This is a genomic window from Microbacterium sp. Yaish 1 (assembly GCF_002245215.1).
In the GTDB taxonomy this organism is placed as follows: domain Bacteria; phylum Actinomycetota; class Actinomycetes; order Actinomycetales; family Microbacteriaceae; genus Microbacterium.
Map to the genome: position 1 here is coordinate 64,708 of NZ_NPMR01000002.1, position 21,495 is coordinate 86,202.

At 70.6% G+C, this 21,495-nt stretch carries 19 protein-coding genes and 1 tRNA gene; 17 read left to right on the forward strand and 3 right to left on the reverse strand.

Annotated elements, in window-relative coordinates; genetic code table 11:
* Window positions 1–27: 27 nt before the first annotated feature.
* Window positions 28–873, forward strand: coding sequence for a 16S rRNA (adenine(1518)-N(6)/adenine(1519)-N(6))-dimethyltransferase RsmA (gene rsmA, locus CI089_RS09355; protein WP_094261365.1), 846 nt, complete (start codon window positions 28–30; stop codon window positions 871–873).
* Window positions 874–973: 100 nt separating this feature from the next.
* Window positions 974–1,894, forward strand: coding sequence for a phosphodiesterase (locus CI089_RS09360; RefSeq protein WP_094261366.1), 921 nt, complete (start codon window positions 974–976; stop codon window positions 1,892–1,894).
* Here CI089_RS09360 and CI089_RS09365 read toward each other — a convergent pair.
* Window positions 1,839–3,473, reverse strand: a complete 1,635-nt coding sequence (locus CI089_RS09365) for a stealth conserved region 3 domain-containing protein (RefSeq protein ID WP_094261367.1) — start codon at window positions 3,471–3,473, stop codon at window positions 1,839–1,841. The genes CI089_RS09360 and CI089_RS09365 overlap by 56 nt on opposite strands.
* Window positions 3,474–3,559: 86 nt before the next feature.
* Here CI089_RS09365 and CI089_RS09370 point away from each other — a divergent pair, with 86 nt between their 5' ends.
* The 8 genes from CI089_RS09370 (at window position 3,560) to CI089_RS09405 (ending at window position 10,475) form a co-directional block, all read left to right on the forward strand.
* A complete protein-coding gene (locus CI089_RS09370; protein ID WP_370877307.1) occupies window positions 3,560–4,630 on the forward strand; it encodes an aldo/keto reductase in 1,071 nt (356 codons plus the stop codon).
* The gene (locus CI089_RS09375) at window positions 4,627–5,568 is read left to right on the forward strand and encodes a 4-(cytidine 5'-diphospho)-2-C-methyl-D-erythritol kinase (protein WP_094261369.1); all 942 of its coding nucleotides are present in this window, start codon (window positions 4,627–4,629) and stop codon (window positions 5,566–5,568) included. The genes CI089_RS09370 and CI089_RS09375 overlap by 4 nt, the downstream gene beginning before the upstream one ends.
* Complete coding sequence (locus tag CI089_RS09380; protein ID WP_094261370.1) at window positions 5,565–6,878, forward strand: GNAT family N-acetyltransferase; 1,314 nt, start codon at window positions 5,565–5,567, stop codon at window positions 6,876–6,878. The genes CI089_RS09375 and CI089_RS09380 overlap by 4 nt, the downstream gene beginning before the upstream one ends.
* Window positions 6,879–6,991: 113 nt before the next feature.
* Window positions 6,992–7,282, forward strand: coding sequence for a DUF427 domain-containing protein (locus CI089_RS09385; protein WP_094261371.1), 291 nt, complete (start codon window positions 6,992–6,994; stop codon window positions 7,280–7,282).
* A gap of 4 nt (window positions 7,283–7,286) precedes the next feature.
* Entirely contained in the window at window positions 7,287–8,108 is an 822-nt protein-coding gene (locus CI089_RS09390; protein ID WP_094261372.1) for an ABC transporter ATP-binding protein, read from the forward strand.
* Window position 8,109: 1 nt separating this feature from the next.
* Window positions 8,110–8,793, forward strand: coding sequence for an ABC transporter permease (locus tag CI089_RS09395; protein WP_094261373.1), 684 nt, complete (start codon window positions 8,110–8,112; stop codon window positions 8,791–8,793).
* A complete protein-coding gene (locus CI089_RS09400) occupies window positions 8,790–9,503 on the forward strand; it encodes an ABC transporter permease (protein ID WP_094261374.1) in 714 nt (237 codons plus the stop codon). Before CI089_RS09395 ends, CI089_RS09400 begins: the two co-directional genes overlap by 4 nt.
* A gap of 54 nt (window positions 9,504–9,557) precedes the next feature.
* Window positions 9,558–10,475: an ABC transporter substrate-binding protein gene (locus CI089_RS09405; protein ID WP_094261375.1), complete on the forward strand. Its 918-nt coding sequence runs from the start codon at window positions 9,558–9,560 to the stop codon at window positions 10,473–10,475.
* A gap of 57 nt (window positions 10,476–10,532) precedes the next feature.
* On the opposite strand, the gene CI089_RS09410 is transcribed toward CI089_RS09405, so the two are convergent.
* Window positions 10,533–12,356 carry an ABC-F family ATP-binding cassette domain-containing protein gene (locus CI089_RS09410; RefSeq protein WP_094261376.1) on the reverse strand — a complete coding sequence of 608 codons (1,824 nt, stop codon included), beginning with the start codon at window positions 12,354–12,356 and terminating at the stop codon, window positions 10,533–10,535.
* Between the two features lie 59 nt (window positions 12,357–12,415).
* Entirely contained in the window at window positions 12,416–12,934 is a 519-nt protein-coding gene (locus CI089_RS09415; protein WP_094261377.1) for a MarR family winged helix-turn-helix transcriptional regulator, read from the reverse strand.
* Between the two features lie 98 nt (window positions 12,935–13,032).
* On the opposite strand from CI089_RS09415, the gene CI089_RS09420 reads away from it, so the two are divergent.
* The 7 genes from CI089_RS09420 to CI089_RS09450 all read left to right on the forward strand — a co-directional run bounded on the left by CI089_RS09420 (window position 13,033) and on the right by CI089_RS09450 (window position 21,451).
* Window positions 13,033–13,104: transfer RNA gene (locus CI089_RS09420), tRNA-Gln, on the forward strand.
* Between the two features lies 1 nt (window position 13,105).
* On the forward strand, window positions 13,106–14,578 hold the full coding sequence (gene glmU / locus CI089_RS09425) for a bifunctional UDP-N-acetylglucosamine diphosphorylase/glucosamine-1-phosphate N-acetyltransferase GlmU (protein WP_094261378.1): 1,473 nt from the start codon (window positions 13,106–13,108) through the stop codon (window positions 14,576–14,578).
* On the forward strand, window positions 14,553–15,587 hold the full coding sequence (locus tag CI089_RS09430) for a ribose-phosphate diphosphokinase (protein WP_094261379.1): 1,035 nt from the start codon (window positions 14,553–14,555) through the stop codon (window positions 15,585–15,587). The genes glmU and CI089_RS09430 overlap by 26 nt, the downstream gene beginning before the upstream one ends.
* 162 nt (window positions 15,588–15,749) lie before the next feature.
* Entirely contained in the window at window positions 15,750–18,455 is a 2,706-nt protein-coding gene (locus CI089_RS09435; protein WP_094261380.1) for an HAD-IC family P-type ATPase, read from the forward strand.
* 88 nt (window positions 18,456–18,543) lie between these two features.
* Complete coding sequence (locus CI089_RS09440; protein WP_094261381.1) at window positions 18,544–19,038, forward strand: FMN-binding protein; 495 nt, start codon at window positions 18,544–18,546, stop codon at window positions 19,036–19,038.
* Window positions 19,035–19,907: an FAD:protein FMN transferase gene (locus CI089_RS09445; protein ID WP_094261382.1), complete on the forward strand. Its 873-nt coding sequence runs from the start codon at window positions 19,035–19,037 to the stop codon at window positions 19,905–19,907. Before CI089_RS09440 ends, CI089_RS09445 begins: the two co-directional genes overlap by 4 nt.
* Window positions 19,904–21,451: an FAD-dependent oxidoreductase gene (locus tag CI089_RS09450; protein WP_094261383.1), complete on the forward strand. Its 1,548-nt coding sequence runs from the start codon at window positions 19,904–19,906 to the stop codon at window positions 21,449–21,451. The genes CI089_RS09445 and CI089_RS09450 overlap by 4 nt, the downstream gene beginning before the upstream one ends.
* Window positions 21,452–21,495: the final 44 nt, after the last annotated feature.

A 21,495-nucleotide genomic window follows, 5' to 3' on the forward strand; every position in this document is an offset into this window, starting at 1 on the left:
CGGCGCCGCGCAACTAGGCTGGTCCTCATGCCTGTGACCCTGCTCGGTGCCGCCGAGATCCGCGCCCTCGCGGCCGAACTCGACGTGACGCCGACGAAGAAGCTCGGGCAGAACTTCGTCGTCGACGCCAACACCGTCCGCAAGATCGTGCACGCGGCCCGGGTCCAGCCGGGCGAGCGCGTCGTCGAGATCGGACCGGGCCTGGGATCGCTGACCCTCGCGATCCTCGAGGCCGGTGCGCGTGTCACGGCCGTAGAGATCGACCACCGCCTCGCCGCGCACCTGCCGGTCACCGCCGCTCGGCACGGCGTCGCCGACGATGCGCTGACGGTCGTCGACGCCGATGCGCTCCGGGTGACCGAGCTGCCGGGTGAACCGACGGTGCTCGTCGCGAACCTGCCCTACAACGTCAGCGTGCCCGTGCTGCTGCATTTCCTCGAGACCTTCCCGTATCTGCAGCGCGGTGTCGTGATGGTTCAGGCCGAGGTCGCGGAACGTCTCGCCGCCGCACCCGGTTCGAAGATCTACGGCTCGCCGAGCGCCAAGGCCGCGTGGTACGGATCGTGGCGCCTCGCCGGTACGGTGTCGCGGCAGGTCTTCTGGCCCGTCCCCAACGTCGACAGCCTGCTGGTCGCCTTCGAGCGGGACGCCGAGTCCCGTGGCGACGACGACCTCCGCCGTCGCACCTTCCAGATCATCGACGCCGCCTTCGGCCAGCGCCGCAAGATGCTCCGCCAGGCGGTCTCGCCGCTGTTCGGCGGCACCGCGGCGACGGCCTCCGCCGCCCTCGAGGCCGTCGGCATCGACCCGACCCTGCGCGGCGAGCAGCTCACGATCGATGATTTCGTGCGGCTCGCGGCATCCGTTCACTGAATGATCATCAGCGCGTCATCGGGTTCTCCCGAAACATGCCGGTAACATTCGGGGCGAGCCGCGAGCGTCGCGGCGAGCATCACCCGACCCGGAAGAGACGATGCGAAGCGCCGAGTACCCGGCACCCGAGAGGGTGCTGCTGCACCTGAGCGACACCCACGTGCGAGCCGCCGGCTCCCAGCTCTTCGACCGCGTCGACGCGGCCGCGCATCTGCGCCGCGCCCTCGACGCGATCGAGGCGGCGGCCCTCCGTCCCGACGGCATCGTCTTCACCGGCGATCTCGTCGACCTCGGCGAGCGCGGCGCGTACGCGGAGCTGCGCGACCTCGTCGAGCCGTTCGCCGAGCGTCTCGAGACGCGCGTGTTCTGGGTGATGGGCAACCACGACGACCGTGCGGGGTTCCGCGAGACGCTGTGGCGCGAGCCCGGCACCGCCGAGGCGGCCGACCGGGTCGACGAGATCGATGGGCTCCGGCTCATCACGCTCGACACGAGCGTGCCCGGCGCGCATCACGGCGAAGTGCGCCCCGCCCAGCTCGCGTGGCTGCGAGAGGTGCTCTCGACGCCCGCGCCGCTCGGATCGATCCTCGCGATGCACCATCCACCGGTGCCGAGCGTGCTGCCGCTGGCCGCGAGCGTCGAGCTGCGCGACCAGCGCTCGCTCGCCGCCGTGCTGGCCGGATCCGACGTCCGCGCCATCATCGCCGGGCACCTGCACTACTCGACGTTCGCGACCTTCGCCGGCATCCCCGTCTCAGTGGCGTCGTCGACCTGCTACGCCCAGGACCTCACGGTCCCGGTGGGCGGCACACGGCCCCAGGACGGGGCTCAGTCGTTCAACTTCGTCCACGTCTACGACGACACCGTCGTCCACTCGGTCGTCCCGATCGACGCACCGACGACGCTCGAGTACACCGATGCCGGCGAAGCCCAGCGGCGCCTGGCCGAGGCCGGGATCGCGCCCGTCAGCGCTTCACGCCGGAGCGCGCCGCCGACGCGTCCCGTGCCTGTCCTTCGCTGACGGCCGGGATCTCCCACGGCGCCCGGATCGGGAACATCCGCTCGAGCACGTCGCGCAGCGCCGCGACCCGGATCTCTTCGGGAACCTCGGTCTCGCCGCCGTCGTTCAGGCAGAACATGTCGATGTCCCGTCGCTTCGCCAGACGCTCCATGCCGGCGAGTGAGCGGGCGAGCGTCGTCTGCACGTACCGCGTGCGCGGCACCGACGTCGGCAGCGCACGCCCGGTGAACATCGCGTAGTAGTGGTACAGCGAGTTCGTCACCGAGATGTCGGTCGCGGCGCGGAAGCGGGATGCCGCGGTGCGGCGGAAGTCCTCGGGGAACGTCTCCTCGAGCTCCTGCATGACGCTGCGGCGCAACGGGGCGGCGCAGTGCTCCAGGTCGCGCACGATGACGCGGCCGAACCGTTCCTGCAGCAGGGCGCGGTTGACGCGGAGGCCGTTGTCGTGACCCGAGCGCTCGACGCGCGGGTCGCCCGAGCCGATGCGGACGTCGCATTCGACGAACGACGAGATGCCGCCGGGCGAGAAGAACAGCTCCGGATGGACCGGTCGGCCGAAGAACATGTCGTCGTTCGAGTACAGGAAGTGCTCCGCGAGCCCCTCGATGCGGTGCAGCTGCGCTTCGACGGCGTGGGAATTGTGCGTCGGGAGCGTCGAGGGATCGGCGAAGAACTCCTCGCTGCGCACGATCGTCACCTTCGGGTGATCGGCCAGCCATGCGGGGGCGGGGGAGTCGGTCGCGATGAAGATGCGGCGGACCCAGGGTGCGTACATGTGGACGCTCCGCAGCGCATAGCGCAGCTCGTCGACGTGGCGGTACCGGGCCGGGCCGTCGTCGCCCTCGCCGACGACGTACTCCGACAGCTGCGCCGCGCGCTGTCGCTGGAACTCGCTCGCGGAGCCGTCGACCCACGAGAACACCATGTCGATGTCGTGGGTGATCTCGCGGGGGTGGGGATCGAGCATGCCGGCGACGGTCTGCCACTCGCGGCCGTACCGGGTCGCCGTGACGATGTCCACGTCCTGGGCGGGCGTGATGCGGCGCATGAGGGCGTTGGCCTGCGGGGCCTCCACGGAGGTCTCGCCGAAACGCCAGAACTCCACCCGCACGCCGTACTCGTGGTCGTAGCGCCGGCCTCCCGTAGCGCTCACGCGCGGCCGATACGCGCGCAGCGCGTGCGGCGCGGAGTCGGGGATGACGGCGTCGGCGGCGAACACCGGCGCCGCGCCCTTCGCCTTGAGGTACAGCGGCTCGCGCCGACCGAGAGCGCGCAGTGCCGTCGCCGTCCGCTCCGCGTCCGCGCGGTCGATCGCGAGCGCGGGGGTGTGGAGATCATGACGGATCAGCAGCGCGCGGATGCCGGCGGCGTCGAGCGCCTCCGCGAGCAGCAGCAGATCCGCGGTGCGGGCGGCATCGGGCGTCGTCGTGTCGTGGACGAGACGCAGAACGCCCTCGTCGAAGACGACGTCGTCGCGTCGCGCGGGCAGATCGATCCAGGGGTTCTCGCGGCGGGGCAGAGCGGAAAGGGCCAGGGTTTCCTCCTCGGGGAAAGATGTCTTCGTAGGCAGAGTAGACATTCTCCGTTACATCGGTGTTTCCGCGCACGTCGGACATCCCTCCGGGGGCGGGACTGGTCCCGGCGAGCTGTCGATAGGCTCGGATCGTGACCGCCTCGCCCCGCTTCCCCGCTTCGCGCGGCGGAGACCTGCACCGCCCCTACACCGCAGCACCCGATCGCTACGAGAGCAGCGGGTACCGACAGGTCGGGTCGTCCGGTCTCTTCCTGCCTCCGATCTCGCTCGGGCTGTGGTGGAACTTCGGCGACAACATCCCGTTCGACCGTCAGCGCGAGGTGCTGCGTCACGCCTTCGACCGCGGCATCACGCATTTCGACCTCGCGAACAACTACGGCCCGCCCTACGGCTCGGCGGAGACGAACTTCGGCCGCATGATGCGCGAGGATTTCGCCCCCTACCGCGATGAGCTGATCATCTCGTCCAAGGCGGGATACGACATGTGGGACGGCCCGTACGGCAACCACGGGTCGCGGAAGTACCTCATCGCGAGCGCCGAGCAGTCGCTGACGCGGATGAGCGTCGACTACGTCGACATCTTCTACTCCCACCGCGAGGACGACACGACCCCGATCGAGGAGACGGTGGGAGCCCTCGACGCGCTCGTGCGTCAGGGCAAGGCCCTCTACGTGGGGATCTCGTCCTACTCGGCCGAGAACTCCGCGCGCGCCGCCGCGGTGGCCCGCGAGCTCGGCACGCCGCTGGTGATCCACCAGCCCTCCTATTCGATCCTCAACCGCTGGATCGAGGACGGCCTCACCGACCAGTTGCGGACGGACGGGATGGGCGCCATCGGCTTCATGCCGCTGCAGCAGGGGCTCCTGACGGGGCGATACCTCGACGACGGCACGTCGGAGCGTTCGATGCAGCGGTTCTCGCTGCCCGACGATGGGCGACTGTCGGCATCGGCGCTGGCGGGGCTGCGCGAGCTGGGCGACCTCGCCCGCGAGCGCGGGCAGACCCTCGCGCAGCTCGCGATCCGCTGGACGCTGCGCGATCCCGTGGTCGCGTCCGCGCTCATCGGAGCCTCGCGAACGGCGCAGCTCGACGAGAACCTCGCCGCCCTCGACGGCCCCGACCTCACCGACGACGAGCTGCGGCGCATCGACGAGATCGCGGCTCGCATCGGCTCGATCTGGGACGGGCCGGACGGGTCATGAGCCTCAGTGCCGTCCCCGACCGCGTGCGTGTGCGGGCGCCCGGCAAGATCAACCTGTTCCTCGACGTCGGCTCGGTGCAGGACGACGGTTACCACGACGTCGCCTCCGTGTATCAGGCCGTCTCGCTCTACGAGGACCTGGTGGCCACCCCGGCGGACGACTTCACCGTGAGCGTCCGCGACGAGACCGGCGAGGCCGTGCCCGGCGTTCCGCTCGACGATCGCAACCTCGCCCTGCGTGCCGCGCGTATGGTGGCGCGCGAGGTCGGCTATCTCGGCGGCGTGCACCTCGACATCCGCAAGGCCGTCCCCGTGGCCGGGGGCATGGGCGGGGGCTCGGCGGATGCCGCGGCCGCGCTCGTGGCGTGCGATGCCCTCTGGGGGGCAGGGCTCACGTCGCCCGCTCTGCAGGAGATGGCGTCTCGCCTGGGCGCCGACGTCCCCTTCTCGCTCATGGGCGGCAGCGCCGTCGGCACGGGACGCGGGGATCGGTTGAGCCCGGCGCTCGGGCGAGCGCGCTTCGACTGGGTCGTGGTCGCCGACGGCGGCGGGCTCTCGACCCCCGAGGTCTACGCGGAGCTCGATCGACTGCGCGCCGCTCGGCGTCCCGACATCGCGCCGCGTCCGGAACCACCGGAGGTCGACCCCGTCGTGCTGCAGGCCCTGCGGTCGGGTTCGCCCGACCTGCTCGCGACCGCTCTGCGCAACGACCTGCAGGAGGCGGCGTGCGAACTGCGCCCCGATCTGCGTGTGCTGCTGGATCGAGCCGCCGAGCTCGGCGCCCTGGCGGGACTCGTGTCCGGTTCCGGGCCCACCCTCGCCTTCCTGGCGGCCGATGTCACGACCGCCCAGAGCCTCGAGCAGAACCTGTCCGCGATGGGCCACCGGGCCCGTCATGTCTCCGGCCCGGTGACGGGCGCGAAAGTGGTGACCCGATGACCGAAACTCCGAACCCCCTGCTGCACCGCGACGTCGACGAGGCGTCCCGTCATGCCCTCGCCGAGCGCGGCCTGGCGTACCGCACCGTGCCGCCGCACGAGCCGGCGTTCGAGGGGTGGATCCAGGCGGTCTCGCGCGGGTTCCAGGACGGCGAGCGCTCGGCCGAGCAGATCGCCGGAGCGCGCGGTCGCAACAGCGCACGGCGGTTGACGGGCGTGTTCGACGAGAGCGGCCCGATGCCCGAGGTCGCCGTCGGCACGATCGCGTCGTGGCCCTCCGAGCTCACCGTGCCGGGCGGAACGATCCCCGCCGGTGCCATCAGCGCCGTCACTGTCGCGCAGACGCACCGGCGCCGAGGCATCGCGCGGGCGCTCCTGGAGGGCGAGGTGCGCACCGTCGCGGCGGCCGGGCTTCCCATCGCCATGCTCACGGTGACCGAATCGACGCTCTACGGCCGCTACGGCTTCGCCTCGGCGGCATCGGCGGCCATCCTCGACATCGACACCCGTCGGGTGCGCTGGGCGGGTCCCACGCCCGACGGACGCCTCGACTTCATCGGCCGGACCTCCGCGCGCGACCTCGTCGCAACGCTCCACGAGCGCACGCGTCGCCGCACCCCGGGCGACATCGCGCTGCCGCCGGGACACGGCGACCGCTTCACCGGCACCGATCCCGACGAGAAGGACGGGGGAGCGATCCGCTGCGTGCAGTACCGGGATGCGGCGGGCGAGGTGCGCGGCATCCTCACGTACACGCTCGCGCCGCACGAGCGCGACATCGTCAAGGGCACGGCGAAGGTCACGATTCTCATCGCCGAGACCGACGACGCCTACGCCGCGCTCTGGCGGTTCCTGCTCGAGCTCGATCTGGTGGCCCACGTCCGCGCGGAGCTGTGCTCGGTCGATGAGCCGGTGCTCTGGATGATCGGAGATCGGCGGGCGGCGTCGGTCTCGGTCTTCGATCACCAGTACCTGCGCATCCTCGACGTGCCGGCCGCCCTCGGCGCGCGCACCTACGGCTCCGCGGGGCGCGCGTTGCTGCGGGTGAGCGATCCGCTCGGGATCGCGGCGGGGGAGTACCTCCTGGCCGTCGATCACGACGGCGCGGGCACCGTCTCGGCGGCGACGGAGGGCGATACTGCCGGCGTCGATGTGCTCGACCTGTCCGTCGTCGAGCTCGCCGCGATCTACCTCGGTGGCGTGTCGCCCGAGACTCTCGGGCGGGCCGGTCGCGTGCGCGGCACCGATCTGGCTGGAGCCTCGCGGATGTTCGCGTCGACGACGGTGCCTCGGGTCGGTCTCTGGTACTGACCCTCGCCGGGTCAGGATGCGCTGCTCTAGTCCATTTCACGACATGACGCAACACGGCCCGGTTGTCGGCTCCGAACGCTAGCGTGAGAGACCACAACGGGAGGGGCGGCGCCATGCGTGCACGACTGGGCGACACGATCATCGCCGAAGCCGACGAGAGCGATCTCGTGCGGATCGAGGGCAACTGGTACTTCCCGCCGCGGAGCATCGCGCCGGGAGTCCTGACCGAGAGCGACACGCCGTACACGTGTGCGTGGAAGGGCGACGCCCAGTACTTCGACGTCGCCGGCTCGCCCGACAAGGCATGGTCGTACCCGACGCCCTATCCGACCGCGATCGAGCGCGTGGGCACCGACTTCTCGGGGTACGTCGCGTTCGACCGCTCGGTCGTCATCGAGAGCTGAACGCGTGATCGAGTTCCGCGACGTCGTCAAAGAGTTCCCCGACGGCACCCGCGCGGTGCAGGACTTCTCGCTCGTCATCCCGTCGCACAAGACGACCGTGTTCGTCGGATCGTCCGGATGCGGCAAGACGACGCTCCTGCGCATGATCAACCGGATGGTCGAGCCGACCTCCGGTGCCATCGAGATCGACGGCGAGAGCGTCGCGACCGGATCGCCCGTGCAGCTGCGCCGCCGCATCGGCTACGTCATGCAGAACTCGGGTCTGCTGCCGCACTTCACCGTCGCCGAGAACATCGCCACGGTGCCCGTCCTCACCGGCACGAGCCGGCGCGAAGCGCGTCGCCGGGCGCTCGAGCTGATGGAGACGGTCGGCCTCGACACGCGCATGGCCGACCGCTATCCGAGCCAGCTGTCGGGCGGTCAGCAGCAGCGCGTGGGGGTGGCCCGGGGCCTCGCCAACGACCCGAACATCCTCCTCATGGACGAGCCGTTCGGGGCGGTCGACCCCATCGTCCGCGACGAGCTGCAGCAAGAGCTGCTGCGTCTGCAGCGCGAGCTCGGCAAGACCGTGGTGTTCGTCACTCACGACATCGACGAGGCGTTCCTCCTCGGCGACCAGGTCGTGATCCTCGCCGCCGGCGCGCGGAAGCTGCAGGTCGGCTCGCCCAGCGAGATCATCCGCGACCCGGCAGACGAGTTCGTCGCGAGCTTCATCGGCGTCGACCGCGGCAAGCGCGCCCTGCACGTCGAGCGGACGGCCAACGGCGCGGTGCTCGTCGATTCCGAGGGGCGCACGCAGGGCGCCCTGGTCGAAGGCGACGCCTGAGGTGTCGTGGATCTGGTCGAACCTCGACCTCATCTTCTCGCTCGCCCTCGACCACATCCGGCAGAGCGTCATCGCGATCGTGCTCGGGTTCGTGCTCTCGGTCCCGCTCGGGTGGGTCGCGTGGCGCTATCGCCTGCTGCGCGGGTGGGTCATCACCCTGACGGGACTGCTCTACACGATCCCCTCGCTCGCGCTGCTCGTGCTGCTGCCGAGCGCGCTCGGGTACGGCATCCGCACCGAGACGAACCTCATCGTCGGCCTGACGATCTACGCGATCGCGATCCAGACCCGCTCGGTCGCCGACGGCTTCGACTCGGTCGACCCGGGCGTCCGGCAGGCGGCGACGGCCATGGGATACGGCGGGTTCCGCCGTTTCTGGGCGGTCGACCTGCCGCTCTCCGGCCCGGTGCTGCTCGCGGGCCTGCGGGTCATGGCCGTCTCGACGGTGTCGCTCGCGACCGTCGGCATCCTCGTCGGCGTCACGAACCTCGGGTATCTCTTCACCAACGGCATCCAGCGCCGTCTGCTCGAGGAGGTGTTCGCGGGCATCCTCGCCGTCGCGATCATCGCCCTCGTCATCGACGCGCTGCTCGTCGTGGTCGGACGACTCGTGATGCCTTGGGCGCACGCGGGCTCGGCCCGTCGCGACCGTCGTGCGCGCCGCCGACGGGAGGCGACCGCATGAACGTCTTCGTCGACGCGATCGCCTGGGTGCTCGATCCCGCCCAGTACACCGGCAGCAACTCGGTGCCGTTCCTGATCGGCCAGCAGCTGTTCTACACCTTCGTCTCCGTCGCGATCGCCGCGCTCATCGCGGTGCCGATCGGCTGGGCCATCGGTCACACCGGCAAGGGGCGCGAGTTCGCCGTCGCCGTCTCGGGGGCGGCACGCGCCATCCCGTCGTTCGGGCTGCTGATCCTGCTGATCCTGCTGCTCGGCGTCACCCAGAAGACCGGGGCGGCGTTCATCACCTTCGTCGTGCTGGCGATCCCGCCGCTGCTCGCGGGGGCGTACAGCGGGCTTCAGGCGATCGACCGGCGCACGATCGATGCGGCTCGCGCGGTCGGCATGACCGAGTGGCAGATCCTCTGGCGCGTCGAGGTGCCTCTCGGCCTGCCGCTGCTCATCGGCGGGCTGCGCTCGGCCGTGCTGCAGGTCGTGGCCACCGTGACCATCGCGGGCTACACCGACCTCGGGGGGCTCGGCTTCCGCATCATCCAGGGCATCGACCTCCGCGCGATCGACCAGGTGCTCGGCGCCGCACTGATCCTCGCGCTCCTCGCGCTGCTGCTCGACGCCGTCTTCGCCCTCCTGCAACGTCTCAGCGTGCCGCGTGGCGTACGCGCCGCCGACGGGCCGCAGCGCAGCCGCCGGCCCATCGCCGCGACCGCCTGACCGACCATCCCGACCCACAGCACCGAACCTTCGCATCACCGAAAAGAGGAACCCATGTCCCGCTTCACCACCCGCCGCCTGTTGACGGCCGGTGTCGGCGTGCTCGCCGCCACCACCCTGTTCGCCGGATGCGCGAGCTCCGACCCGCTCGCAGAGAGCGGCGGAGAGTCGGCGGCCCCCGCCGACGGCACCATCGTCATCGGCTCGCAGGACTACTACTCCAACGAGATCATCGCCGAGATCTACGCGCAGGCTCTCGAAGGTGCCGGCAAGACCGTCGACCGGCAGTTCACGACCGGTCAGCGCGAGGCGTACCTGCCCGAGCTCGAGAGCGGGTCGCTGACGCTGTTCCCCGAGTACACCGGCAACCTGCTGCAGTACTTCGACGAGGACACCACGGCCCGCACCTCCGAGGACGTCTACGCCGCTCTCGCCGACGCGCTCCCCGAGAACCTGACGGTGCTCGATCAGGCGACTGCGAGCGACCAGGACTCGTACACCGTGACCGCGGCGTTCGCACAGCAGTGGAACCTGACCACGATCGCCGACCTTGCGAACGTGACCGAGCCGCTCACCCTCGGCGGTCCCGCTGAGCTCGAGCAGCGTCCCTACGGCCCGACGGGCCTCGCCGACACGTACGGCATCCAGGTCGGCTTCCAGGCGACCGGCGAGACGACGGTCGACGACCTCGTCGCCGGCACGGTCAACGTCGCGAACGTCTTCACGGCCGACCCGCGCATCCAGACCGACGACCTCGTCGTGCTCGAAGACCCCGAGGGGCTCTTCCTCGCCTCCAATGTCGTCCCCGTCGTGAACAAGGACCTCGCGGGCGAGGTCGAGGACACCATCAACGCCGTCAGCGCGAAGCTCACCCCCGAGGCCCTGGTCGCCCTGAACGTCCAGAGCACGGTGGACAAGCTCGAGCCGGCCGCGATCGCGAAGAAGTTCCTCGAGGACAACGGACTCGTCTGATCCGCCACGAAGCCCCCGGTGCGCAGCGCGCCGGGGGCTTCGTCGTGCGACGCGCAGTCAGCCGTCGATGGCTTCGCCGAGCTCGAGCCAGCGCTCCTCGAGCGTGGTCGTCTCGGCGACGAGCTCGTCGCGTCGTCGCTGCAGCCCCATGATCCGCTCGAAGTCGTCGTGCGCATCCGCGAGCTGCGCGTCGACGGCCGCGATCTCGCCCTGGATCTTCCCCAGTCGGCGATCGATGGCGGAGATCTCCTTCTCGGCGGCGCGACGCTCGGCTCCGCTCAGCGTCGGAGCTGCCGGGCTCGTCGATCCTGCGCCCGGACCCGTGGACGGGGCGGACGCCGCAGCGTTGGCGCCGGTGCTCTGAGGCTGCTCGCGCCGCAGCCGCAGGTACTCGTCGACACCGCCGGGAAGGTGTCGCAGCCGCCCGCCGAGGATGGCGTACTGCTGATCGGTCACGCGCTCGAGGAAGTACCGGTCGTGGGATACGACGATGAGCGTGCCCGCCCACGAGTCGAGGAGGTCTTCGATCGCCGCGAGCATGTCGGTGTCGAGGTCGTTGGTCGGCTCGTCGAGGATCAGCACATTGGGCTGGTCGAGCAGGATGAGCAGCAGCTGCAGACGCCGCTTCTGTCCGCCCGAGAGGTCTTTGACGGGCGTCGACAGCTGCGCCGAGCTGAACCCCATCCGCTCGAGCAGCTGCCCCGGGGTCAGCTCCTGCGCCTTCGACCCCGATCCGATCGTGTAGCTGGTGCGGAGGTTCGAGATGACGACGCGGACGGGCTCGTCGAGGTGCTCGTCGAGCTCGCTCATGCGCTGCGAGAGCGTCGCGACCTTGACGGTCTTGCCGTGCTTGACGCGTCCCGCGGTCGGCTCGACGGCGCCGGAGATGAGCCCGAGGAGCGTCGATTTGCCCGCGCCGTTCACGCCGAGGATGCCGGTGCGCTCGCCCGGCGCGATGCGCCACTCGACCTTCTCGAGCACGACGCGATCGCCGTAGCTGACACCGGCGTCGAGGACGTCGACGACATCCTTGCCCAGTCGCGACACCGCGAGCGACTGCAGCGCGACCCGATCGCGGATCTCGGGAACGTCGGCGATCAGCTCGTTCGCCGCGTCGATGCGGAACTTCGGCTTCGACGTGCGGGCGGGGGCGCCGCGGCGCAGCCAGGCCAGCTCCTTGCGGGCGAGGTTCTGTCGTCGGGCCTCGATGGCGGCCGCCTGCCGGTCGCGCTCGACCCGCTGCAGGATGTACGCCGCGTAGCCGCCCTCGAACGGTTCGACGATCCGGTCGTGGACCTCCCACGTCGCGGTGCAGATCTCGTCGAGGAACCAGCGGTCGTGCGTCACGACCAGGAGCGCGCCGGAACCCGCTGACCACCGGCGCTTCAGGTGCTCCGCGAGCCACGAGATGCCCTCGACGTCGAGGTGGTTGGTGGGCTCGTCGAGGAAGATGACGTCGTGATCGCCCGCGAGGAGCGCGGCGAGCGAGACGCGGCGACGCTGACCGCCCGAGAGACCGCGGATCGGGCCCTCCCAGTCGAGATCGCCGAGAAGCCCCGCGATGACGTCGCGCACACGGGCGTCGCCCGCCCACTCGTGATCGGCCAGGTCGCCCACGACGGCGTCGCGCACCCGGAGGTCGTCGTCGAGGTCGTCGGCCTGCGCCAGGACCCCCACCCGGATGCCGCCGCGGACGGTCACCCGGCCGGAGTCGGGCTCGACGAGCCCCGCGAGCATGCGCAGGAGGCTCGACTTGCCGTCGCCGTTGCGGCCCACGATGCCGATGCGGTCGCCCTCGTCGACACCGAGGGAGACCCCGTCGAACACCACTTTGGTCGGATACTCGAGGCGAAGGCCCTCGGCTCCCAGAAGATGCGCCATATTGCTTCCAGGCTAGGCCACCCCTGCCGGGCGCACGCTGTCAGCGAGTCTCGGACTCCTCAGGCGGACGGCGGCGGGGGAGAGCCGTCGAAGCCGAGCGACAGCTTGCGCAGGAGCGAGGCCAGTCGGTCGCGGTCGCTCTTGGACAGACCGGCCAGGAGCACCGCCTCCGCGTCGACGAGGCGCGTGATCGCGGCATCCACGCGGATGCGTCCGTCATCGGTCAGAGTGACCAGGACGCTGCGTCCGTCGCCCGGGTCGGACTCGCGCCGCACGAGCCGGCGGGCGACGAGCCGGTCGATGCGATTGGTCATCGTGCCGCTCGAGACGAGGGTCTGCTGGAGGAGCTGCTTGGGGCTCAACTGGTAGGGCTCGCCGGCGCGGCGGAGGGCCGACAGGACGTCCCACTCCCAGGGCTCGAGGTCACTGCGGCGGAACGCCTCGCGACGCGCGCGGTCGAGATGGCGCGACAGCCGATCCACGCGCGAGAGCACTTCGAGCGGCGAGAAGTCCAGGTCGGGACGCTGCAGCGACCACGCACCGACGATGCGGTCCACCTCGTCGGTCTCGTGTGCCATGGCCCCATTATCGCGAACCTCGCGCGCGACACCGGCGCCGCGGAGACGGGGCGCCGTGCGCTCTGGCAGACTTGTCGGGCTGCACCTCGGTGCGGCGGTCCGCCGTGGTGTAATGGCAGCACGACAGCCTTTGGAGCTGTGAGGTCTAGGTTCGAGTCCTGGCGGCGGAGCATGAGCGACACCCAACTCGACCCCCGTCTCGCCGTCGTGATCCTCGCCGCGGGGCAGGGGACGCGGATGAAGTCGTCCCTCCCGAAGGTGCTGCACCGCATCGGCGGTCGTCCGCTCGTCGGTCACGTGCTCGACACGGCGCGCGACCTCGCCCCCACCCACGTGCTCGTCGTCGTCCGCCACGAGCGCGATCGTGTCGCCGAGGCCGTGCTCGGCGTCTCGCCCGAGGTCGTGGTCGTCGACCAGGACGAGATCCCCGGCACCGGGCGGGCTGTCGAGGTCGCCCTCGATCAGCTGCCGGAGTTCACGGGCGACGTGCTGGTGCTGAGCGCCGACGTGCCGCTCCTCGACGACGGCACGCTCCGCGAGCTGCTGCGCACGCACCGCTCGACCGGCGCCGCGGCCACGATGCTGAGCGCACGGTTGTCCGACCCGACCGGCTACGGCCGCGTCATCCGCGATACCGCCGGCGGCGTCGACCGGATCGTCGAGCACAAGGACGCGACGGATGCCGAGCGCGCCGTCGACGAGGTCAACGCCGGGGTCTACGCCTTCCAGGCGGGGCCGCTGCGCGAGCGACTCGGCCGGATCAGCACGGCCAACGTCCAGGCCGAGAAGTACCTCACCGATGTCGTGGGGATGCTGCGTGCCGACGCCCTCGCCGTCGCCGCGCAGCCGGTCGCCGACCCGACCCTCATCGTCGGCGTCAACGACCGGGTGCAGCTGGCCGAGGCCGGGCGCCTGCTCAACGCCCGCACCGTGCGCCGCTGGCAGCTCGAGGGGGTCACGGTGCAGGACCCCGCGACGACATGGATCGACGTCACGGCGACTCTGGCGCCCGACGTGACCGTTCTGCCGAACACGCACATCCTGCGCGCGACGGTGATCGCGGAGGGTGCCACGGTCGGCCCCGACACGACACTGACCGACTGCGAGGTCGGTGCGGGCGCGTCGGTCACCCGGAGCGACGCGACGCTCGCCGTCATCGGGGCGGGGGCGACCGTCGGACCGTTCTCGTACATCCGGCCGGGCACGCAGCTGGGGGAGCGCGGCAAGATCGGCACCTTCGTCGAGACGAAGAACGCCGTCATCGGCGAGGGCAGCAAGGTTCCGCACCTGTCGTACGTCGGCGACGCCGAGATCGGCCGTGGTGTGAACCTGGGTGCCGGTGCCATCACCGCGAACTACGACGACCTCGCCAAGCACCGCACGGTCATCGGCGACGAGGTCCACGCCGGCTCGCACAACGTCTTCGTCGCGCCGGTTAAGATCGGTGAGGGCGCCAAGACGGGCGCCGGAGCGGTCATCCGCAAGGACGTCCCGGCCGGTGCTCTCGCGCTCAGCGTCGCCCCCCAGCGCAATGTCGCAGGGTGGGTCGAGAAGAACAGACCCGGTACTGCAGCCGCCGCAGCAGCGGCACGCGTGCGGTCTTCACAGGAAGCGGACGATGGCTCGCAAGAAGAACACGGTTGACCTCGACGTCTCGCGGGGCATCGCCCCGGGACTGGTCGCCAAGACCAAGAAGCGTCTCGTCGTGGCATCCGGTGGCTCGCACCCTGCGCTGTCGGCCGAGGTTGCGACTCAGCTCGGCACGGAGCTCGTCCCCACCGAGCACCGCACCTTCGCCTCGGGTGAGATCCTCACCCGCTTCGAGGTGTCGATCCGCGGCTGCGACTTCTTCCTCGTGCAGTCGTTCGGTCCTCCGGTCAACGAGTGGCTGATGGAGACGCTGATCATGCTGGATGCCGCCAAGCGCGCATCCGCCAAGCGCATCACCGTCGTCGCGCCGTACTACCCGTACTCGCGCCAGGACAAGAAGGGTCGCGGGCGCGAGCCCATCAGCGCCCGCCTCGTCGCCGACCTGTTCAAGACGGCCGGCGCCGACCGCGTGATGAGCGTCGATCTCCACGCGGCGCAGATCCAGGGCTTCTTCGACGGTCCCGTCGACCACCTGTTCGCCAAGCCGGTCCTGCTCGAGCACTTCGAGCGCACGCTGACCCCGGAGGACCGCGAGAAGCTCACCGTCGTGTCGCCCGACACCGGCCGCGTCCGCGTCGCCGACACCTGGTCCGACAGCCTCGGCGCTCCGCTGGCCATCATCCACAAGCGTCGCGACCCGAATGTCGCCAACCAGGTCACCGTCAACGAGATCGTCGGTGACGTGCGCGGGCGTGTCTGCCTGCTGGTCGACGACATGATCGATACCGGTGGCACCATCGTCAAGGCCGCGCAGGCCCTGAAGAACAACGGCGCCGAGCGGGTCATCGTCGCGGCGACGCACGCCGTCTTCAGCCACCCGGCAGTCGAGCGCCTGCAGGATGCCGCGATCGACGAGGTCGTCGTCACCGACACGATCCCGCTCGGTGACGACAAGCGGTTCCCGGGCCTCACGATCCTTCCGATCGCCCCGCTTCTGGCGCGCGCGATCAAGGAGGTCTTCGAGGACGGCTCCGTCACCAGCATGTTCGACGGCGCCGCCTGACTCGACCTGACCGCGGCCGTCTTACCCGGTGGGCTGGCCCCGGCGGGGCTGGCCCGGCGGGCCGACTGTCCCGTCATCAGGCTCGATGCCCACGCGGCACACGGGGATCTTCTCCGGCGGGCTCCGGTGTTTCGCAAAGCCGCGCGCCGTAGGATCGGCCCCATGGCTGCCCCTGTCTCCGAGGCGGACCTCGAGTCGCCTCGCTCCTACGCTCACCCCGTCGACGAGGTCGCTGCGGCGCTCGGGACCAGTGCCGACGGCCTGAGCTCGGATGAAGCCGCGCGGCGTCTCGACGCGGCGGGGCCGAACGTCCTTCCCGAGGGCAAACGCACCCCCGCGTGGCTGCGGTTCCTCTCGCACTTCAACGACACCCTGATCTACATCCTCCTGGCCGCCGCCGCGATCAAGGCGGTCATGGCGGACTGGCTCGATGTGTGGGTGATCCTCGCCGTCGCGATCATCAACGCGGTGATCGGGTTCGCCCAGGAGGGACGTGCCGAGAAGGCTCTCGCGGGCATCCGCGGCATGCTGTCCTCGGAAGCGAGCGTCCGCCGTGACGGTTCCTGGCGGAGTGTGCCCGCCGCCGAGCTCGTACCCGGCGACGTCGTGCGCCTGTCGCCGGGCGACAAGGTTCCGGCCGACCTCCGGCTCGTCCAGGCGAGCCAGCTGCGCATCGACGAGGCGGCGCTGACGGGCGAGTCGGTCCCGGCGTCGAAGCAGACCGATCCGGTCGACGCGGATGCCGGTGTCGGCGATCGGGCGTCGATGGCGTTCTCCGGCACGATCGTGTCGGCGGGACAGGGCCGCGGGATCGTGACGGGCACGGGCGCTCGTACCGAGATCGGCAAGATCCAGGCGCTGGTCGGCGGCGCCGGAGCCCTGACGACGCCTCTCACGAAGCAGCTCGACGCGTTCGGGCGGGTCCTGACCCTCGTCATCCTCGGCATGGCGGCCGCGATGATGCTCATCGGCCGATTCGTGCACGGGATGCCGTTCGGCGAGCTCGTCTCGGCCACGATCGGTTTCGCCGTGGCGGCGATCCCGGAAGGGCTGCCGGCGCTCGTGACGATCACGTTGGCGATCGGCGTCCAGCAGATGGCCCGGCGTCGCGCCATCACGCGGAAGCTCCCCGCTGTCGAGACCCTGGGCTCGGTGACGACCGTCTGCTCCGACAAGACGGGCACGCTGACCAAGAACGAGATGACGGTGCGACGGATCGTCACCCTCGTCGCCCGTTACGACGTCTCGGGGCTGGGCTACGAACCGGTGGGCGAGATCGAGCGCACCGACGGGGACGGGCGTTCCGGCGGTGATCTGTCGGCCGTCCTCGCCGTGGCGGACCTCTGCAACGACGCGAACGTCGTCTCGGATGACGACGGCTGGAAGCTTGTCGGTGAGCCGACCGAGGGTGCGTTGCGCGTCGTGGCGATGAAGGGCGGACACGACGGCGAGGCCGACGGCGTCCGGCGGGTCGACGTGCTCCCGTTCGACTCGGAGAACAAGTTCATGGCGACCCTGAACGAGGGTGCCGACGGCTCGCGCGCCCTCCTCGTCAAGGGCGCGCCCGACCGGCTGCTGGACCGCTCCACGCGCCAGCGCGGGGCCGCGGGGCCGGAGGAGCTCGACCGCGAGTTCTGGGAGGCGGCCGTCGCCGACCTGAGTGCCGAGGGCCTGCGCGTGCTCGCCGCCGCGCGCAAGCCGTCGCGCCTCGACGAGGTCGGGATCGATGACGTCGACGAGCTGGAGTTCCTCGGCCTCTGGGGGATTCTCGATCCCCCGCGCCCCGAGGCCGTCGAGGCGATCGCCGACTGCCACCGTGCCGGCATTCGCGTGAAGATGATCACGGGCGACCACGCGGGGACCGCCGTCGCGATCAGTCGCGAGATGGGGCTGGTGTCGGACGACGAACCCCGCGTGCTCACCGGCGGCGAGCTCGAGTCGCTCAGCCAGGAGAAGCTGAAGGATGTCGTCCGCGACGTCGACGTCTACGCCCGGACGAGCCCCGAGCACAAGATCCGCATCGTCCGTGCGCTCCAGTCGCACGGCGAGGTCGTCGCGATGACGGGTGACGGCGTCAACGACGCGCCCGCCCTCACCCGCGCGAACGTGGGGGTCGCGATGGGCATCAAGGGCACGGAGGCGACGAAGGAAGCCGCCGAGATCGTGCTCGCCGACGACAACTTCGCCACGATCCGTTCCGCGATCCGCGAGGGGCGCCGGATCTACGACAACCTCCGCAAGTCGATCGTGTTCCTGCTGCCCACCAACGGGGCGCAGTCGCTCGTGATCCTCGTCGCCGTCGTCTTCGGGTTGGCGCTGCCGCTGTCTCCCGTGCAGGTGCTGTGGGTGAACATGGTCACAGCGGTGACGCTCTCGCTCGCCCTCGCGTACGAGCCGGCCGAGCCGGGGATCATGTCGCGACCGCCCCGGTCGAGCGGAGGATCGATCATCTCGCTGCGCGAACTCCTGTTCGTGCTCGTCGTGTCGGTGATGATCGGCGGAGCGACGCTCGCGGCGTTCGCGATTGTCCGAGCAACGGGCGCCGAGCTCGACGTCGCCCGGACGGTCTCGGTCTCCGTACTCGCGCTCGGACAGCTGGCGTTCCTGTTGAACTGCCGGTTCTTGAGCCGCTCGAGCGTGACCCGAGACGTCCTGCGCGGCAACCGGGTCATCTGGTTGTCGGCTGCAGCCCTCGTCGGCCTGCAGCTCGTCTACACGTACGTGCCGTTCATGAACGCCCTGTTCGACTCGCGGCCGCTCTCGGTGCAGGCGTGGCTGCTGCCGCTGGGTTTCGCGGTGGCGATCTTCTTCGCCGTCGAAGGGCTGAAAGTGCTGTGGCGCGCATCTGAACTCGATGCAAACGCATAGGAACAACAGAGGGGAGCCATGGCGACGGCCCGCTAGCGTGAGATCAGCCCACCTCCCCCCGGAGGGGCACGACACAGGAGGACCCGTCATGATCCGCGCCACTGCCGTACCCCGTTCGCTCCGCGTGACCGCCGCCGCGGCATCCGTCGCCGGCCTCGCCCTCCTCGCCGGCTGCGCCGGGCAGGCCGAAGCCGAGCAGCCCGCCTCGGGCGCGGGGCCTTCCGCCGACGCGACGACCCAGTCCGGTTCGGCCGGTTCGGCGGGATCGTCGGGGGCGACCGGTGGCACCTACACGGACGGCACGTACACGGCGGAGGGGACCTATCAGACCCCCGAGGGCCCCGAGACGATCACCGTGAAGCTCACGATCGCGTCTGACGCCGTGACCGCGGTCGAGGTCACCGGCGAGCCGACCCGCCGCGAGAGCAAGCAGTACCAGTCGCAGTTCATCGGCGGCATCTCGGACGCCGTCGTCGGCAAGAGCCTCGACGACGTGAAGGTCGACCGCGTGGCGGGCTCGTCGCTCACGAGCGGTGGCTTCAACGCGGCGGTCGAGGAGATCCGCACCGACGCGGCGGCATGATCGCCGCGACTGCCGGCTTCGGGCGGTGGGAATTCGGCGCCATCGGAACCGCATGGTGCGTCGACAGCGAGGTGCCGCTGCGTGACGACGATCGGGCAGCTGTCATGTCGCTCGTGGAGACGTTCGACCGGGACTGGTCGAGGTTCCGCCCGGACTCGACCGTGAGCCGGGTCGCGGCCGGCGGGTCGGTCGCGGCGCCTCCTGACGCGGCAGCCATGCTGGCGCTGTACGGCGAGCTGGCCGACGCCACGAACGGCTCGGTCAACCCGCTCGTCGGCGACGCGCTCGCGCGGCGCGGTTACGACGCGTCGTACTCCCTGCGCGATCGCGGCGCGCTGGCTGCGCCGGACCGGTGGCGCGACGTCATCGAGCTGGCGGACGACCGCCTCACGCTCCACAGCCCGGCGACGATCGACGTGGGGGCCGTAGGCAAGGGTCGCCTCGTGGATCTCGTGATGTCGGAGCTGCGGCGGCGCACGCCCGGCTGGCTCGTCGTCGACGCGAGCGGCGACCTCGCGATCGACGGGGTGCGGCAGCGTGTCGCGCTCGAGCACCCGTATGACGCGTCTCGGGCCGTCGGAGTCTGGACGCTGGACGTCGGGGCGCTGTGCGCCTCCGCGACCAATCGTCGAGCGTGGGGCGATGGCCTGCATCACGTTCTCGACGCCCGCACGGGCGAACCGGTTCGGGAGTACGCGGCGACGTGGGCGGTCGCTTCGGACGCGATGACGGCGGATGCCGTCGCCACAGCCCTCTTCTTCGACGGCGGCCCGCGCTTCGCGGAGCGCAGCAGGGCTTCGTGGGTGCGGATGCGCACCGACGGATCCGTCGAATGGTCACCCCACTGCGAAGCGGAGTTGTTCGTATGACATCCCTGACGGCCCTTTGGAACCGCGTCGTCGGCGCGCTCGGACGCGTGTCGATGTACCGGTTCGTCCTCATGGCGCTCTCCGTGCTCGCGGTCATCGCCTTCGTGCTGACCGTCGCCGGTCAGATCGCGGGCGATCCGCTCGCGCTCCCGGTGTCGCTCGTCGTGCTGGCCGCCGCGATCATCGTGGTGGATGCCGTGGCGCAGCGGCTGCTCGGCCGGACGTGGCGCATCGAATCGGCGGTCATCACCGCGCTCATCCTGCTGTTCGTGCTGCGCCCGACGCTCGATCCGGCGGGGCTCGCGGGGCTCGCCGTCGCCGCTGCCGTCGCTTCCGCATCGAAGTACCTGCTGGCCTGGCGCGGGCGGCACATCTTCAATCCCGCCGCGGCGGGCGCGACCGTGCTGACTGTCCTCAGCATCCCGTTCCCCGACCTGGGCGCGTCGGCCTGGTGGGTGGGTTCGCCCGTTCTCGCGGTGCCCGTCATCCTGCTCGGCGGTCTCGTGCTCGTGCGCACGGAGAAGGTGCGCGTGGTCGCGGTCTTCCTCGTCGTCGCGGTCGTCGTCGCGCTCGTGCGGACGTTCGTGCAGTACTCTCAGGTCTCGCTCCCCGTCGATGCGACCGTCATCGGGCAGGTGCTGTGGTCGTCGCCGTTCCTCTTCCTGGGTGCGTTCATGCTGTCGGAGCCGCTGACTCTTCCGCCGCGTCGGAGGCAGCAGTACGCGGTCGCCGCGCTGGTGGGGGCACTGGCCGGCTGGCCGATCCTCATCGGTGACGTCAGTCTCGGACAGGAGCGTGCGCTGCTGATCGGCAACCTGCTCGCGTTCTTCTTCGCCTACCGCGCGGCGGTGCGGCTGACCTTCGTCGAACGCAGGGCGCTGACCCCCTCCGTGCGGGAGCTGACGTTCCGCGCTCATCGTGGCTTCCGATTCCGTCCCGGACAGTACCTCGAGCTCGAAGTGCCGCATCGCCGGCCCGACGCGCGGGGCACGCGGCGCGAATTCTCGATCGTTTCGGCGCCCGCGGAGCTGCCGGAGGTGCGGATCGCCATCCGCGAGGGGTCGCAGTCGAGCTACAAGAAGGCCCTCGCCCTCGTTGAACCCGGCCGCGATCTTCCCGTGACGGGCGTCTGGGGCGACTTCGTGCTGCCCGCGCGGACGGAGGCCAAGGTGCTGCTGGTGGCGGCGGGGATCGGCGTGACGCCGTTCGTGTCGCAGCTGCGCGAGATGCGGCTCGCGGGTGAGCAGCGCGACGTCGTCATGATCTATGTCGCGTCGGATGCCGAGGAGCTGGCGTTCCGCGACGACATCATCGCCGCGGGCATCCCGGTGATGGTGGTGACGCGGAATGAACCTCGGAACCTTCCCGACCATTGGCGATGGACCGGGGGAGAGCGGCTGAGTGCGGCTTCCCTGGCGGGCCTCGTGCCGGACCTCAACGAGCGGCACGCGTTCATCTCGGGTCCGCCTCGGCTCATCGCCGACCTCGCCCCCGCGCTGTCGAAAGCCCGATCGCTCACCACCGATGCGTTCGCCGGCTACTGACCTCGCAGCCTGCCCGGATCCGACACGCGCCTCGGCCCTCGCCG

Coding starts and splice junctions, on each gene's coding strand:
- rsmA (WP_094261365.1), top strand. CDS start 28: ATGCCTGTGACCCTGCTCGGTGCCGCCGAGATCCGCGCCCTCGCGGCC.
- CI089_RS09360 (WP_094261366.1), top strand. CDS start 974: ATGCGAAGCGCCGAGTACCCGGCACCCGAGAGGGTGCTGCTGCACCTG.
- CI089_RS09365 (WP_094261367.1), bottom strand. CDS start 3,473: ATGTCTACTCTGCCTACGAAGACATCTTTCCCCGAGGAGGAAACCCTG.
- CI089_RS09375 (WP_094261369.1), top strand. CDS start 4,627: ATGAGCCTCAGTGCCGTCCCCGACCGCGTGCGTGTGCGGGCGCCCGGC.
- CI089_RS09380 (WP_094261370.1), top strand. CDS start 5,565: ATGACCGAAACTCCGAACCCCCTGCTGCACCGCGACGTCGACGAGGCG.
- CI089_RS09385 (WP_094261371.1), top strand. CDS start 6,992: ATGCGTGCACGACTGGGCGACACGATCATCGCCGAAGCCGACGAGAGC.
- CI089_RS09400 (WP_094261374.1), top strand. CDS start 8,790: ATGAACGTCTTCGTCGACGCGATCGCCTGGGTGCTCGATCCCGCCCAG.
- CI089_RS09405 (WP_094261375.1), top strand. CDS start 9,558: ATGTCCCGCTTCACCACCCGCCGCCTGTTGACGGCCGGTGTCGGCGTG.
- CI089_RS09410 (WP_094261376.1), bottom strand. CDS start 12,356: ATGGCGCATCTTCTGGGAGCCGAGGGCCTTCGCCTCGAGTATCCGACC.
- CI089_RS09415 (WP_094261377.1), bottom strand. CDS start 12,934: ATGGCACACGAGACCGACGAGGTGGACCGCATCGTCGGTGCGTGGTCG.
- glmU (WP_094261378.1), top strand. CDS start 13,106: ATGAGCGACACCCAACTCGACCCCCGTCTCGCCGTCGTGATCCTCGCC.
- CI089_RS09430 (WP_094261379.1), top strand. CDS start 14,553: ATGGCTCGCAAGAAGAACACGGTTGACCTCGACGTCTCGCGGGGCATC.
- CI089_RS09435 (WP_094261380.1), top strand. CDS start 15,750: ATGGCTGCCCCTGTCTCCGAGGCGGACCTCGAGTCGCCTCGCTCCTAC.
- CI089_RS09440 (WP_094261381.1), top strand. CDS start 18,544: ATGATCCGCGCCACTGCCGTACCCCGTTCGCTCCGCGTGACCGCCGCC.
- CI089_RS09445 (WP_094261382.1), top strand. CDS start 19,035: ATGATCGCCGCGACTGCCGGCTTCGGGCGGTGGGAATTCGGCGCCATC.
- CI089_RS09450 (WP_094261383.1), top strand. CDS start 19,904: ATGACATCCCTGACGGCCCTTTGGAACCGCGTCGTCGGCGCGCTCGGA.